Origin of the sequence: Shinella sp. SUS2, assembly GCF_001262505.1 — a bacterium.
Classification (GTDB): domain Bacteria; phylum Pseudomonadota; class Alphaproteobacteria; order Rhizobiales; family Rhizobiaceae; genus Shinella.
In genome coordinates this window covers 33,480-48,070 of the sequence record NZ_KQ410723.1, presented here as the reverse complement: position 1 = coordinate 48,070, position 14,591 = coordinate 33,480, and the positions used below count along the sequence as shown (strand labels likewise).

Below are 14,591 nucleotides of genomic sequence, written 5' to 3'. Positions count from 1 at the left end.
TCGCCCGCCATCCCCTTATTTTCGTTTGCGCACGCCTGTCTCTACCCTGTTCCCCGCCATGCTTTTCGGTCTAGAACTCCTGTCGAGGTTTTCAGGAGGAGCGGCGCGTGACGGTGACGGCAGGAGATTTTTCGCAAGGGACTTTTGTCGGGCGCATCTGGCGGCCGGATGTGCAGGGTCCGGCGATCGTGGTGCTGCAGGACGGCAGGCTGCGCGACATCACGTCTTCCGAGATTCCCACCATGCAGGCCCTGCTGGAGAAAGACGATCCGGCCGCTGTTGCCCATGCCGCGCCCGGTGAGAACCTCGGTGCGCTCGACGCGGTGCTGGAGAACTCCATCGAGGGTGCCGGCAATTTCTCCCGGCCCCATCTGCTCGCACCCTGCGACCTCCAGGCGGTCAAGGCTTGCGGGGTCACCTTCGCCCGCTCGATGATCGAGCGTGTGATCGAGGAGAAGGCGGCGGGCAATCCGGCGCTGGCGGAGAAGGTGCGCGGCCGTGTCATCGCCATCATCGGCGACAGCCTGCGCGACCTGAAGGCGGGCTCGGAGGCAGCGGCAAAGGTCAAGGCGGCGCTGATCGAGGAAGGCGTCTGGTCGCAATATCTCGAAGTCGGGATCGGGCCGGATGCCGAGGTCTTCACCAAGGCGCCGGTTCTGGCCGCCGTCGGCTGGGGCGCCTCGGTCGGGCTGCACCCGATCTCCAAGTGGAACAATCCGGAGCCGGAAATCGTGCTTGCTGTCGACAGCCGGGGTCGCGTCAAGGGCGCGACGCTCGGCAACGACGTGAACCTGCGTGACGTCGAAGGGCGCTCGGCGCTGCTGCTCGGCAAGGCGAAGGACAACAATGCCTCCGCCGCCATCGGCCCGTTCATCCGCCTCTTCGACGCGACCTATTCGATCGACGACGTGCGCAAGGCCGATCTCGACCTTCTGATCGAGGGCGAGGACGGGTTTGTCCTGAAGGGGCGCAGCACGATGCGCGAGATCAGCCGCGATCCGCTCGATCTCGTCGCCCAGACGATCGGCAAGCACCATCAATACCCCGACGGTTTCCTGCTGTTCATGGGCACGCTTTTCGCGCCCGTCGAGGACCGCGACACGCCTGGCCAGGGGTTTACCCATAAGACCGGCGACCGGGTGACGATCTCCAATGTCGAGCTCGGCGCCCTCACCAACACGGTGCGCCTTTCCACCGAATGCCCGCCTTGGACCTTCGGCATCACGGCGCTGATGCGCAACCTCTCTACCCGTGGGCTCCTATGAGATGGGCGAAAGCGGCATGGACGAGACGAGCCGCAAGATCCTGCGGCTGCTGCAGAGCGAGCCGGAGCTCACGGTCGCCGAGATCGGCGAGCGCGTCGGCCTCAGCCACACGCCCTGCTGGCGGCGCATCAAGGAGATGGAACGGCAGGGCATCATCCGCGGCCGCATCGTCGCCGTCGATCCGAAGCGTGTCGGATTCGAGGTGTCGGTGTTCTGCTTCGTGCGGCTGAAGCAGCACGACGAGGCGACGCTGCTGGAATTCGAGAAGGCGGTGAAGCACATGCCCGAGGTCGTGCAGTGTTACTCCATGACCGGCGACCACGACTATGTGCTGCGTGTCCTGACGAGCAGCGTGCGCCAGTACGAAGAGATCCTGAAGAAGGCGCTTCTGCGGCTGCCCGGCGTCGGCTTCGTCAATTCCAGCTTCGCGCTCGATGAGCTGAAGAACACGCATCGCGTTCCGATCTGACGGAAAATGAGGATGGCTTTGCGCCGGAGGGCATTCTTTGCGGATGCCATCCTCAAACCGTGATTCTCCGCCGCGAAAATAAGGACCCGCTCCTCCCAATCCATAGGTAGGCTCCTACATATGGAGGATGGCTTTCATGGAGGAGAGCCATCGAGGAGGAAGTCATGCTCAAGCAGAGCTTTTCTCTCGAGGACAAGTATATGGCGGAGGAGGGAAGAATCTTCCTTTCCGGCACGCAGGCCCTCGTGCGCCTGCCCATCGTTCAGATGCGGCGCGACCGTGCTGCGGGGCTGAACACCGCCGCATTCATCTCGGGTTATCGTGGATCGCCGCTCGGCGGCTACGACCAGCAGCTTGCAAAAGCGAAGAAGCACCTGGCGGCGCACGACATCGTGTTCCGGCCGGGCGTCAACGAAGATCTGGCGGCCACCGCCGTCTGGGGCACGCAGCAGCTCCACCTTTCCCCGGGCGCACGCTATGATGGCGTCGCCGGTTACTGGTATGGCAAGGGGCCGGGCGTCGATCGCTGTGGCGATGTGCTGAAGCACGCCAATGCCGCCGGCACCGCGAAACATGGCGGCGTGCTCTGTTTTGCCGGCGACGACCATTCGGCAAAGTCGTCCTCCATTCCGCACCAGTCGGACCATGCCTTCATGTCGGCGCTGATCCCGGTGCTCTATCCGTCTTCGATTCATGAATTCATCGAATACGGCCTGCTCGGCACCGCCATGTCGCGCTATTCCGGCTGTTGGGTCGGCATGAAGTTCATCGCCGACACGGTCGAAACGACGGCTTCCGTCGATCTTGCGGGCGAACGCCGCCAGTTCGTCATCCCGGACAATTTCGAGTTGCCGCGGGATGGCCTCAGCCTGCGCTGGCCCGATCCGCCGCTGCCGCAGGACGAGCGCCTCCAGACCTACAAGGGGTATGCCGCCATTGCCTTTGCCCGCGCCAACCGGGTGGACGAGGTGACGCACGACGTGCCGCGCGCCCGCTTCGGTATCATCGCGTCGGGCAAGGCCTATGAGGATGTGCTCCAGGCGCTGAAGGAGCTTTCGCTCGGTCCGGCCGAGATGGCCGAGATCGGCATGCGCATCTACAAGGTCCGCATGCCCTGGCCGCTGGAGCCGGCGGGCGTGCGCGAGTTCTCGCACGGCCTCGAGGAGGTGCTGGTCGTCGAGGAGCGCCGCGAGATCATCGAGAACCAGATCAAGCAGCAGCTCTTCAACTGGCACCACGGCGAGCGGCCGCGCATCGTCGGCAAGTTCGATCATCAGGACAAGCCGTTCCTGCCGCTTTCGGAGGCACTGTCCGTCGGCATGGTGGCGCGGGCGATCGCCGCCCGCCTCCTGCAGTTCGACTTCGACGCCGGTCTGAAGACGGTCATTTCCAATGAACTCGCCTATCTCCTGGAGCGCGAGAAGATCCGCAAGGCGCACATGGCGCCGGTCGAACGCGTGCCCTATTTCTGCTCCGGCTGTCCGCACAACACCTCGACGAAGGTGCCGGAGGGAAGCCGGGCGACCGCCGGAATCGGTTGCCACTACATGGTGCAGTGGATGGACCGCGACACCACGACCTTCACCCATATGGGTGCCGAGGGCGTGCCGTGGTCGGGCATTGCGCCCTTCAGCGACGAGAAGCACATTTTCGTCAATCTCGGCGACGGCACCTATTATCATTCCGGCATCCTGGCGATCCGCCAGTCCGTCGCCGCCGGCGTCAACATCACCTACAAGCTGCTCTACAACGATGCGGTGGCCATGACCGGTGGCCAGCCCGTCGATGGACCCCTCAGCCCCGAAGTGATGACACGGCAGCTGCATGACGAGGGTGTGGCGCCAATCTACCTTGTTTCCGATCATCCGGACGCCTATTCGCCGGCGATGCTTGCGCCCGGCGTCATCGTGCGGCATCGCGACGAGATGGACCGGGTGATGCGCGATATCCGCGAGGCGCCCGGCTGCTCCGCCATCGTCTATGTGCAGACCTGCGCGGCGGAGAAGCGTCGCCGCCGCTCCCGCGGCCTGATGGAAGACCCGCCTGTTCGCCTGCTGATCAATCCCGCCGTCTGCGAAGGCTGCGGTGACTGTTCCACGCAGTCGAACTGCGTCTCCGTCGAACCGCTCGACACAGCGTTCGGCCGTAAGCGCAGGATCAATCAGTCGACCTGCAACAAGGATTACTCCTGCCTCAAGGGCTTCTGCCCGTCCTTCGTGACGGTGGAAGGCGGCCGGCTGCGCAAGGCCGCGCGCGCCAATCCCGACATGTCGGGCGTTGTCGAGCCCGACATCGTTGCGATCGGCGACCGTTCCTACAACATCGCCATTGCCGGCATCGGCGGTACCGGCATCCTGACGATCAGCGCCATCCTCGGCATGGCCGCCCATCTCGACGGCAAGTCGCCGATGATCCTCGACATGGCCGGACTTGCCCAGAAGGGCGGCGCCGTGATGAGCCACCTGCGCATCGGTCTGGCCGACGAGGACGTCTCCTCGCCGCGCATCGTCACGGGCGGTGCGGATCTCCTCCTTGCTGCCGACGACGTTGTGGCCGCCTCGAAGGATGCCGTGACGCTGTGCGACCAGCACCGCACGACCGGCGTCGTCAACACCAAGCTGACGCCGGTCGCCGATTTCGTGCGCCAGCGCGACTTCGATTTCCGCCGCCGCGATGTCGAGGGCACGGTGCGCACCGCACTGCGCGATCCCTCCCATCTTCTCGATTTCACGACGATCGCCGAGAAGGTGGCCGGGAATGCCATGGCGACGAACATCCTGATGACCGGCTTCGCCTGGCAGAAAGGCCTCATCCCGCTGACGCGCCAGTCGATCGAGCACGCGATCGTGCTGAACGGCGTTGCCGTCGACGCCACGCTCGCCGCCTTCGGCTGGGGCCGGTTGATCGCCGCCGACCCGGCCCGCGCCGAACGCCTGCTGCATGCCGGCAAGCCGGTCGCGACGCTGGAGACCATGGCGCCGGACGAACTGGTCGCTCATCGCGTGAAACACCTGACGGCCTACCAGAACGCCGCTCTTGCCGATCGTTACAAGGCGCTGGTCGAGCGTGTGCGCGAGGCGGAAGGGGCCCTCGGGCCGGACGACCGTCTTGTCCGCGCCGTCGCGCATGTCTATGCCCAGCTGCTCGCCTACAAGGACGAATACGAGGTGGCACGACTCTTCACCGATCCCGCCTTCAAGGCCGGGTTGGCGGAGCAGTTCGAGGGCAAATACAGCATCGCCTTCAACCTCGCGCCGCCCTTCCTGAAAGGCGAGGATGCGAACGGCCGTCCGCGGAAACGCCGCTTTGGCCGCTGGATGCTGCCGGCCTTCGGCCTGCTCGCCGGCCTGAAGGGCCTGCGCGGCACCGCCTTCGACCCGTTCGGCCGCACGGCGGAGCGGCGCATGGAGCGCCAGCTCATCGCCGACTATGTGGCACTGGTCGAGCACGTGTTGCACAATCTTCGCCGCGAGAATCTCGATGCCGCCGTTGCGCTCATGTCGCTTTACGGCGAAATTCGTGGTTACGGCCCGGTGAAGGAGGCGGCGGTGAAGCGGGTGCGGGCGCGCGAGGCGGAGATGCGCCTGGTCTTCGACATGGCAGGACAAGACAGAGCGGCCGCCTGAGGCCGCGATGGAGCCGGTCGTTCGGTTCCGCGATTTTAGGAAGCAGGCGGATGCCGGGGCATCCGGCCGGGGAGGACGGACATGTACGATGCTGCAATGAGCTTCGGGCTTGGTGAGGAAATCGACGCGCTGAGAGAGAGCGTGCGGCGTTTTGCGGGCGACCGTATCGCCCCGCAGGCGGCGGAAATCGACCGCAGCAACACCTTTCCCATGCCGCTCTGGCGTGAGCTGGGTGACCTTGGCCTGCTCGGCATCACCGCGCCGGAAAGTTTTGGCGGATCCGGCATGGGCTATCTTGCCCATTGTGTGGCGATGGAGGAGATCAGCCGCGCCTCGGCCTCGGTGGGCCTCAGCTATGGCGCCCACTCCAACCTCTGCGTCAACCAGATCGTGCGCAATGCCAGCGCCGCGCAGCGGGAAAAATACCTGCCGAAGCTGATTTCCGGCGAACATATCGGCGCGCTCGCCATGTCGGAGCCGGGTGCGGGCTCCGATGTCGTCTCGATGAAGCTGCGTGCCGAGAAGCGCGGTGACCGCTACGTGCTGAACGGCAACAAGATGTGGATCACCAACGGGCCGGATGCGGATGTGCTTGTCGTCTATGCCAAGACGGACCCGGAAGCCGGCCCGCGCGGTATCACCGCCTTCCTCGTGGAAAAGGGGTTCAAGGGCTTCTCGACGGCGCAGAAGCTCGACAAGCTCGGCATGCGCGGTTCCAACACCTGCGAACTCGTCTTTGCCGATTGCGAGGTGCCGGAGGAGAACGTGATGGGCACCGTCGGGCGCGGCGTCAACGTGCTGATGTCCGGTCTCGACTACGAGCGCGTGGTGCTCTCGGGCGGCCCGCTCGGCATCATGGCCGCCTGCCTCGACGTCGTCATCCCCTATCTACACGAGCGCAAGCAGTTCGACCGGCCGATCGGCGAATTCCAGCTGATGCAGGGCAAGGTGGCGGACATGTATGTCGCCTTCAATGCCGCGCGCGCCTATGTCTATGCCGTCGCCGCCGCCTGCGACCGGGGCGAGACGACGCGCAAGGACGCCGCCGGCTGCATCCTGCTTTCCGCCGAGAACGCCACGAAGCTGGCCCTCGAAGCCATCCAGGCCCTTGGCGGCAACGGTTACATCAACGATTATCCGACGGGCCGCCTGCTGCGCGATGCGAAACTCTACGAGATCGGCGCCGGCACCTCGGAAATCCGCCGCATGCTCATTGGCCGCGAAATTTTCCAGGAGACGCTGTGATGCCGGTCATCCCTTCGGCCGTGAACACCCGCAGCGAAACCTTTGCGGCGAACCGCAAGGCCATGCTCGAGGCGCTCGCCCTGGTGGAGGAGGCAGCCGGCCTTGCCATGGATGGCGGCGGGGCGAAGGCGCGCGAGCGCCATGTTTCCCGCGGCAAGCTCCTGCCGCGGGACCGTGTCGCGCAATTGCTCGACCCCGGCTCTCCCTTCCTCGAAATCGGCCTCACGGCCGGTCACGGCCTCTATGACGGCGCCTCGCCATCCGGCGGTATGATATCGGGCATCGGCCGCGTCTCCGGCCGTGAATGCATGATCGTCTGCAACGATGCGACGGTGAAGGGCGGCACCTATTATCCCATCACGGTGAAAAAACATCTGCGCGCGCAGGAGATCGCCGCGGAGAACCGGCTGCCCTGCATCTATCTCGTCGACAGCGGGGGCGCCAACCTGCCGAACCAGGACGAGGTCTTCCCTGATCGCGATCATTTCGGCCGTATCTTCTACAATCAGGCGCAGATGTCGGCCGCCGGTATCCCGCAGGTCGCCGTCGTCATGGGCAGCTGCACGGCCGGCGGCGCCTATGTGCCGGCCATGAGTGACGAGACCGTCATCGTCGAGAACCAGGGCACGATCTTCCTTGCGGGCCCACCCCTGGTGAAGGCTGCGACGGGGGAGGTGGTGACGGCCGAGGATCTCGGCGGCGGCGACGTGCACACCCGTCTTTCCGGCGTCGCCGATCACCTCGCGCGTGACGACCGCCATGCGCTTGCCATCGCCCGCCAGATCGCTGCCAATCTCAACACGCACAAGCCGCCGCTCGCGAAATCCGGCGAAGGCGACGCACCGCTTTACGACCCGGAAGAGTTGCTCGGCATTGTGCCGGCCGACACGCGCACGCCTTACGATGTGCGCGAGGTGATCGCCCGCGTGGTGGACGCTTCCCGCTTCGACGAGTTCAAGGCACGCTTCGGCACCACGCTCGTCTGCGGCTTTGCCGCGCTGCATGGTCTTCCGGTCGGCATCATCGCCAACAATGGCGTGCTCTTCTCCGAGGCCGCCCTCAAGGGCGCGCATTTCATCGAACTCTGCGCCCAGCGCGGCATTCCGCTGCTCTTCCTGCAGAACATCACCGGTTTCATGGTCGGCCGCAAATACGAGGCCGAGGGCATCGCCAAACATGGCGCCAAGCTTGTCACCGCCGTGGCGACGGCGAAGGTGCCGAAGATCACCGTCCTGATCGGCGGTTCTTACGGCGCGGGCAATTACGGCATGTGCGGCCGGGCCTATTCGCCGCGGTTCCTCTGGACCTGGCCGAACAGCCGCATCGCCGTCATGGGCGGCGAGCAGGCGGCGGGAGTGCTTGCAACCGTCCGGCGCGAGGGCATCGAGCGCATGGGCGGCAGCTGGAGCACCGAGGAGGAGGCCGCCTTCAAGCAGCCGACCATCGACATGTTCGCCCGGCAGAGCCATCCGCTCTATGCTTCAGCACGGCTTTGGGACGACGGCATCGTCGATCCGCGCAAGACGCGCGACGTGCTGGCGCTCTCGCTCTCGGCGGCGCTCAATGCGCCGGTCGAGCCCACTCGTTTCGGCGTCTTCAGGATGTAGAGGAGGCAATGCCATGAACCGCGAAACCATCAATGCCAAGAACGCACCCGCCCCGCGCGGCGGCTATTCGCAGGCCGTGAAGATCGAGGATTTCAAGACGCTGCTGTTCATCAGTGGCCAGATCCCCGTGTCGGACGACGACAAGGTGCCGGAAACCTTCGAGGAACAGGCCCGCCTCGTCTGGCGCAACATCGATGCGCAGCTGAAGGCGGCGGGCATGTCCAAGGCCGACCTCGTCAAGGTGACGACGTTCCTCTCCGACCGGCACCACGCGACCGCCAACCGCGAGATCCGCAGCGACTATCTCGGCGCCATCGCCCCGGCGATGAGCGTCGTGGTCTGTGCCATCTTCGACGAGAAGTGGATGCTCGAGGTCGAGGCCATTGCCGCACGATAACGCGCGGGACCCCGGTCCCGCGTCTCCCTATCCGTTTGCCGGAGGCAGGATGTTCAGAAAGATCCTCATCGCCAACCGCGGCGAAATCGCCTGCCGCGTCATCCGCACCGCCCGCCGCATGGGCGTTGCGACGGTCGCTGTCTACTCCGACGCGGACCGCCAGACCCTGCATGCTGCGATGGCCGACGAGGCCATCCGCATCGGCCCGGCAGAGGCGGCCGGCAGCTACCTGAACAGTGCGGCCATTATTGCGGCCGCCAAGGCGAGCGGTGCCGAAGCGGTGCATCCCGGCTACGGCTTCCTCTCGGAGAACCCCGATTTCGTCGAGGCGGTGGAGGCGGCGGGCCTCGTCTTCATCGGCCCTTCGGCGAGCGCGATCCGCGCCATGGGGTTGAAGGACGCCGCAAAGGCGCTGATGGAAAAGGCCGGCGTGCCGGTTGTGCCGGGCTATCATGGTGAACGGCAGGAGGCCGATTTCCTTGCCGGCGAGGCGGAGGCGATCGGTTATCCGGTGCTGATCAAGGCCCGCGCCGGCGGCGGAGGCAAGGGCATGCGGCGGGTGGAGCGGCCCGCCGATTTTGCCGCCGCGCTCGAAAGCGCCCGGCGCGAGGCGGAAAGCGCCTTCGGCGACGGACGCGTGCTGGTCGAAAAATACATGGCCAAACCCCGTCATATCGAGGTGCAGGTCTTCGGCGACGGGCACGGCAATGTCGTGCATCTCTTCGAGCGCGATTGCTCGCTCCAGCGCCGCCACCAGAAGGTCATCGAGGAAGCGCCGGCACCCGGTATGACGGCGGAGATGCGGGCCGTGATGGGGGAGGCGGCGGTGCGTGCGGCCGCGGCCATCGGCTATAGCGGCGCCGGCACCGTCGAGTTCATCGCGGACGTTTCGGAAGGCCTGCGGCAGGATCGCTTCTACTTCATGGAAATGAACACGCGCCTGCAGGTCGAGCACCCGGTGACGGAGGCGATCACCGGTCTCGATCTCGTCGAATGGCAGCTTCGCGTCGCCGCAGGCGAACCCCTGCCGAGGCGGCAGGACGAGCTTGTCATCGACGGCTGGGCCTTCGAGGCCCGGCTCTACGCGGAAAACCCGGCGCGCGACTTTCTGCCGGCGACCGGCCGCCTTACGGTCTTCGACCTGCCGGGCGAAGCGCGCATCGATTCCGGCGTGCGCGTCGGGGATATCATCACCCCATACTACGATCCGATGATCGCCAAGGTGATCACCCATGGTCGCAACCGCAGGGAGGCGCTGGCGCGGCTGGAAGCGGCGCTCGAAGCCTGCCGCGTCGGCGGGCTGACGACCAATGCCGGTTTTCTCGCCCGTCTCTGCCGCCTGCCGGCCTTTGCTGCGGGCGATGTCGATACGGGCCTGATCGGTCGGGCAGGCGAGGGGTTGCTGGCCGATCCCAAAGCAGCCGAGGAGGTTTTTGCACTTGCCGCCCTCTCGGCGCTCGGCCTTCTTGACGCACCGGTCGACCCTGATCCATGGAGCCAGGTCCGCGGTTTCCGGCTGTGGAGCGAGGCGACCCGGAGCGTCTTTCTCGACCATGGCGGTGCGGAGCATGCGCTGCGGATCACCTTCCGCGGCGTCAACCGTTTCCGCGTCGAGCACGCTGGCTTCGCTACCGAGATCGGCCTGCTGGCGAGCGACGGCCGGTCCGTGCGCGCGGATGTCGATGGCTGCATCCTCTCTGCGACCGTTCATCGCGACGGTGCCGATACCATCGTCTTCCTCGGCGGTCATGCCCATGCCTTTTCGCTTACCGAGGAGGCCGGCCACGAAGGCGAGGCAGCGGCGGGTGGTGACCGGCTCTCTGCCCCCATGCCGGGGCTCGTGCGCATCGTTTCCGTCGCGCCGGGCGCGCGCGTCACCCGCGGCGATGCGCTGGTGACCATGGAGGCGATGAAGATGGAGCTGGTGCTGGCAGCCCCGCGTGACGGGGTGGTGGCCGTGGTGCCCGTCGCCGTTGGCGATCAGGTGGCCGAAGGCGCCTTGCTTTTGGCGCTGGAGCCGGAGGAGGCAACATGAGTCGTCGCATCGAAATCGTCGAGATGGCCGCCCGCGACGGCCTGCAGAACGAGAAGGCGATCATCCCCGCCGCGGACAAGATTGCACTGATCGATCGCCTCTCGGATTGCGGATTCCGCCGCATCGAGGCGACGAGCTTCGTCAGCCCGAAATGGGTGCCGCAGCTTGCCGACGGAGCCGAGGTGATGGCCGGTATCGCGCGCCGGCCAGGTGTTTCCTATGCGGCGCTGGTGCCCAACATGAAGGGTTACGAGGCGGCGAAAGCCGCCGGTGTCGATGAGGTCGCCGTCTTCCTCTCCGCCTCCGAAGGCTTTTCGCAGGCCAACCTCAACTGCTCGATCGCCGAGAGCATCGAGCGGGCCCGGCCGGTCGCGCAAGCGGCGAAAGCGGATGGCATTCCGTTGCGCGGCTATGTCAGCTGCGTCGTGCAATGCCCCTATGACGGCCCGGTGGCTCCCGCCGCCGTGGCATGGGTGGTCGGGCAGTTGCTGGCTCTCGGTTGCCACGAGGTGAGCCTTGGCGACACGATCGGCCGCGCCCAGCCGGAAGAGGTCGCGGCCATGCTGGATGTCGTGCTGACGATTGCCGCGCCGGAAAGGCTCGCCGGCCATTTCCACGATACGGGCGGGATGGCGCTCAACAATATCCGCGTCGCGCTGGATCATGGACTTGCCGTCTTCGATGCTTCGGTCGGTGGGCTCGGTGGCTGCCCCTATGCGCCGGGTGCGCGCGGCAATGTGGATACGCTTGCCGTCGCCGACATGCTGGCGGCGGCGGGGTTCGAAACGGGCCTCGACCGAGAGAAGCTGGCCCTGGCCGCCGCTTTCGCGCGCCGGATCTCCGGCAAGGGCGCCTAGCATTTTGCGCCCTTGAGGGGCGAGGAGGTGAAGCCATGAATTTCGAGACGATTTCCGTATCCGTCGACCGGCGCGGCGTGGCTATGCTCACGCTGCGCCGCCATGCGCAGCACAATGCGCTGTCCGGCCCGATGATCCGCGAACTGACGGCGGTCGCCGGCCTTCTCGGCGAGGACAGGGCCGTGCGCCTCGTCGTGCTCACCGGCGAGGGCGAAAGCTTCTGTGCCGGCGGCGATCTCAACTGGATGAAGGAGCAGATCGCGGCCACGCGCGAGGTGCGCATCGTGGAGGCACGCCGGCTCGCGGTGATGCTGAAGGCGCTGCGCGACCTGCCCAAGCCGCTCGTTGCCCGGGTCAACGGCCAGGCCTATGGCGGAGGTGTCGGGCTCGTCAGCGTCTGCGATGCGGCGATCGCCGTGGAAGGTGCGCGCTTCGGCCTGACGGAAACCCGCCTCGGCCTCATCCCGGCGACGATCAGCCCCTATGTCGCCGCCCGTATCGGCCCCGCCGCCTTCCTGCGCTTCGCCACCTCCGCTCGCCTGTTCGATGCGCCGACCGCACGCGATATCGGCCTCCTCAGCGCCGTCGTTCCGGCCGAGGCACTGGACGCGGCGGTCGAGGCCGAGATCGCCCCCTATTTCGCGACCTCGCCGGAGGCGGTCGCGGCGGCGAAGGCGCTTGCCCACGCGCTTGCCCCGCCGATCGACGACAAGGTCGTCGACATGACCCTGACGCGCCTGGCCGATACCTGGGAGACGCCGGAAGCGGCGGAGGGGGTCACGGCGTTTCTGGAAAAGCGCAAGCCGGGATGGGTGCTGACGGATACGGCAAGGTAGCGTCCCGGTGACGTCGCGGCTCTGGCGTTACCCCTGACGCTAGCCCTCTCCCCGCATGCGGGGGACGCGCCCTGCCAATGGGTAATGGTTGGGGAAATCGGTGCGGTATATCTCCTTCGCCCCGCTTGTGGGGAGAAGGTGCCGGCAGGCGGATGAGGGGCAACCCCCGCTACTCGATGAACACCCTGACGCTGGCTGCCCGCCCGGCGGCGTCGATGACGGTCAGCGTCGAGAAACCAGCCCCCTCCGGCATCCACTGCGTCGTGCGCCGGCGCGCGGCATCGGGCAGGACCTTGCCGTTGGCGAGCCAGCGGAAGGGCGCCCGTCCGCCCTGGAGTTTCAGCACGAGCGGTGAGATGTCTTTGCCGGTTGTCGCGCCGAGTTCCACATGGGCGCCTTCCGGCGGATAGACGATTTCCGGTGCCGGTTCGCGTGCCGTCGTGGCCACAAGGCCGCTTGCCGTGGTCGAGAAGCGGCGAAGGCTTGCCGGAAGCTCGGATTGCGCAATGCGCACCGCACCGGCTGGCGCGCGCGGCAGCGCGGTGATGGCGAGGCCGGACCGGGCGAAGGCTTCGAACAGGATGGGCGCGGCGGCGCCGTAGCCGGTGAGGCCCGGCACCGCGCCGTTGTCGGCCCGGCCAACCCAGACGCCCAGCACATGGCGGCCGTCATACCCGACGGACCAGGCATCGCGATAGCCGTAGCTCGTGCCGGTCTTGTAGGCGATGCCGAGGCGGCGGCTGCCGGTGGGCGGCGTGACGCCGGAAAGCGCATCCGAGACATGCCAGACGGCGACGGGGTCGAGCAGCGGATCGCCCGTTATCACCGCCGCGTCGCGCACGATGCCATCGCCAAGGCGCACCGGCAGGCCGCGATTGGCAAGCGCCGCGTAGAGCTGGGTGAGGTCGCGCAGCGTGATGCCGACGCCGCCAAGGCCGATGGCAAGGCCGGGCGTTTCGCCCGGCGGCAGCTCGGGATGCACCTCCGCGCGGCGGAAGCGCACCATCAGCCGCGTCGGGCCGACCGCCTCCAGCAGGCGCACGGCGGGCACGTTCAGCGACAGCTGCAGTGCCTTGCGCACGCTGACGTCCCCCTGGTAGGTCATGTCGAAATTGCGCGGACGATAGCCGGAGAAGTCGGCAGGCCGATCCTCGACGATGGTTTCCTGCGCGACGAGGCCTTCCTCGAAGGCAAGGCCGTAGATGAAGGGTTTCAACGCCGAGCCGGGCGAGCGGCGGATGCGCGTCATGTCGATCCAGCCGGCACGGCTGCCGTCGAAGTAGTCCGCCGAGCCGACCTCGCCGAGGATCTCGCCGGTGCGGGCATCGGCCAGCACCATGGCGATCGAGACCTTTGGGCCGAGCCGCTCGGCCGCCTCGCGCGCCACCGTCTCCAGCCCGTCCTGCACGGTGCGGTCGAGCGTCGTCCTGTGTTCGGTGGCCTTGGCATCCTTGCGCAGCGCAAGCTCCGAAAGGTGCGCGGCATAGGCGGGAAGCTGGCGGCGGCGGTCGGGCACCGCTTCCGCGCTGGCGCGCTCTGCCTCGCCCTCGCCGATGATCTCGGAAACGGCCATGCGGGCGAGCACGCGCTCGCGCGCCTTCTCCGCCACGGCGCGGTGCCGGTCCGGCCGGCGCTTTTCGGGAAGCTGCGGCAGGGCGACGAGAAGGGCGGCTTCGGCGACGGAAAGACGCTTCGGCTCCTTGCCGAACCAGGCGAGGCTTGCCGCGCGTACACCCTCCAGATTGCCTCCATACGGAGCGAGCGTCAGGTAGAGATCGAGGATCTCGGCCTTGGAGAGGCGCCGTTCGAGCTGGACCGCGCGGGCCATCTGGCGCAGCTTGGCCAGCATCGAGCGGTTCTCGCGCGGCTCGATCAGCCGGGCGACCTGCATGGAAAGCGTGGAGGCGCCGGAGACGATGCGGCCATTCGTGACGAACTGCCCGGCCGCACGCAGCAGCGCCAGCGGGTCGATACCCGCATGCTCGTGAAAACGCCGGTCCTCATAGGCCACAAGCATGCGCAGAAACTGCGGATCGACATCGGCAGCCGTGGTCTTCAGCCGCCAGAGCCCGTCCGGCGTCGCGAAGGCCCGCAGCAGGCGGCCGTCGCGGTCGAGCACTTCCTTTGAAACGGTGTCCGCCATGGTGACCGGCGGCGGATAGGCGCGATCGGCATAGTCGAGCCCGGCGGCGAGGGCGGCGATGAACGCCGCCCCGCCGAGGGAGCCTATCAGGAGCTTGCGCCAGAGCGCCAT

At 66.8% G+C, this 14,591-nt stretch carries 10 protein-coding genes; 9 read left to right on the top strand and 1 reads right to left on the bottom strand.

The annotated features are described in order from the left end of the window. Positions 1–107: 107 nt before the first annotated feature. The 9 genes from AKG11_RS00195 (at position 108) to AKG11_RS00155 (ending at position 12,337) form a co-directional block, all read left to right on the top strand. On the top strand, positions 108–1,265 hold the full coding sequence (locus tag AKG11_RS00195) for a fumarylacetoacetate hydrolase family protein (protein ID WP_050742566.1): 1,158 nt from the start codon (positions 108–110) through the stop codon (positions 1,263–1,265). A 16-nt stretch (positions 1,266–1,281) separates the two neighbouring features. Beyond that, positions 1,282–1,734, top strand: a complete 453-nt coding sequence (locus AKG11_RS00190) for an Lrp/AsnC family transcriptional regulator (RefSeq protein WP_024270192.1) — start codon at positions 1,282–1,284, stop codon at positions 1,732–1,734. 164 nt (positions 1,735–1,898) lie between these two features. Continuing rightward, positions 1,899–5,360: an indolepyruvate ferredoxin oxidoreductase family protein gene (locus AKG11_RS00185; protein WP_050742565.1), complete on the top strand. Its 3,462-nt coding sequence runs from the start codon at positions 1,899–1,901 to the stop codon at positions 5,358–5,360. A gap of 96 nt (positions 5,361–5,456) precedes the next feature. Continuing rightward, positions 5,457–6,605: an isovaleryl-CoA dehydrogenase gene (locus AKG11_RS00180; RefSeq protein ID WP_305809618.1), complete on the top strand. Its 1,149-nt coding sequence runs from the start codon at positions 5,457–5,459 to the stop codon at positions 6,603–6,605. Beyond that, complete coding sequence (locus AKG11_RS00175) at positions 6,605–8,212, top strand: carboxyl transferase domain-containing protein (RefSeq protein ID WP_050742563.1); 1,608 nt, start codon at positions 6,605–6,607, stop codon at positions 8,210–8,212. The genes AKG11_RS00180 and AKG11_RS00175 overlap by 1 nt, the downstream gene beginning before the upstream one ends. Before the next feature lie 13 nt (positions 8,213–8,225). Further along, complete coding sequence (locus AKG11_RS00170; RefSeq protein WP_050742562.1) at positions 8,226–8,609, top strand: RidA family protein; 384 nt, start codon at positions 8,226–8,228, stop codon at positions 8,607–8,609. Between the two features lie 49 nt (positions 8,610–8,658). Further along, positions 8,659–10,644 (top strand): acetyl/propionyl/methylcrotonyl-CoA carboxylase subunit alpha, encoded by a 1,986-nt coding sequence (locus tag AKG11_RS00165; protein ID WP_050742561.1) that lies wholly within the window; start codon positions 8,659–8,661, stop codon positions 10,642–10,644. After that, on the top strand, positions 10,641–11,501 hold the full coding sequence (locus AKG11_RS00160) for a hydroxymethylglutaryl-CoA lyase (RefSeq protein WP_050742560.1): 861 nt from the start codon (positions 10,641–10,643) through the stop codon (positions 11,499–11,501). The genes AKG11_RS00165 and AKG11_RS00160 overlap by 4 nt, the downstream gene beginning before the upstream one ends. Before the next feature lie 35 nt (positions 11,502–11,536). Further along, positions 11,537–12,337, top strand: a complete 801-nt coding sequence (locus tag AKG11_RS00155; RefSeq protein ID WP_050742559.1) for a crotonase/enoyl-CoA hydratase family protein — start codon at positions 11,537–11,539, stop codon at positions 12,335–12,337. Between the two features lie 169 nt (positions 12,338–12,506). Here AKG11_RS00155 and pbpC read toward each other — a convergent pair whose 3' ends face one another. Further along, positions 12,507–14,591: a penicillin-binding protein 1C gene (gene pbpC, locus AKG11_RS00150; RefSeq protein ID WP_050742558.1), complete on the bottom strand. Its 2,085-nt coding sequence runs from the start codon at positions 14,589–14,591 to the stop codon at positions 12,507–12,509.

Excerpts from the sequence above, each read along its gene's own strand:
- AKG11_RS00190 (WP_024270192.1), top strand. The coding sequence starts at position 1,282 with ATGGACGAGACGAGCCGCAAGATCCTGCGGCTGCTGCAGAGCGAGCCG.
- AKG11_RS00185 (WP_050742565.1), top strand. The coding sequence starts at position 1,899 with ATGCTCAAGCAGAGCTTTTCTCTCGAGGACAAGTATATGGCGGAGGAG.
- AKG11_RS00180 (WP_305809618.1), top strand. The coding sequence starts at position 5,457 with ATGAGCTTCGGGCTTGGTGAGGAAATCGACGCGCTGAGAGAGAGCGTG.
- AKG11_RS00175 (WP_050742563.1), top strand. The coding sequence starts at position 6,605 with ATGCCGGTCATCCCTTCGGCCGTGAACACCCGCAGCGAAACCTTTGCG.
- AKG11_RS00170 (WP_050742562.1), top strand. The coding sequence starts at position 8,226 with ATGAACCGCGAAACCATCAATGCCAAGAACGCACCCGCCCCGCGCGGC.
- AKG11_RS00165 (WP_050742561.1), top strand. The coding sequence starts at position 8,659 with ATGTTCAGAAAGATCCTCATCGCCAACCGCGGCGAAATCGCCTGCCGC.
- AKG11_RS00160 (WP_050742560.1), top strand. The coding sequence starts at position 10,641 with ATGAGTCGTCGCATCGAAATCGTCGAGATGGCCGCCCGCGACGGCCTG.
- AKG11_RS00155 (WP_050742559.1), top strand. The coding sequence starts at position 11,537 with ATGAATTTCGAGACGATTTCCGTATCCGTCGACCGGCGCGGCGTGGCT.
- pbpC (WP_050742558.1), bottom strand. The coding sequence starts at position 14,591 with ATGGCGCTCTGGCGCAAGCTCCTGATAGGCTCCCTCGGCGGGGCGGCG.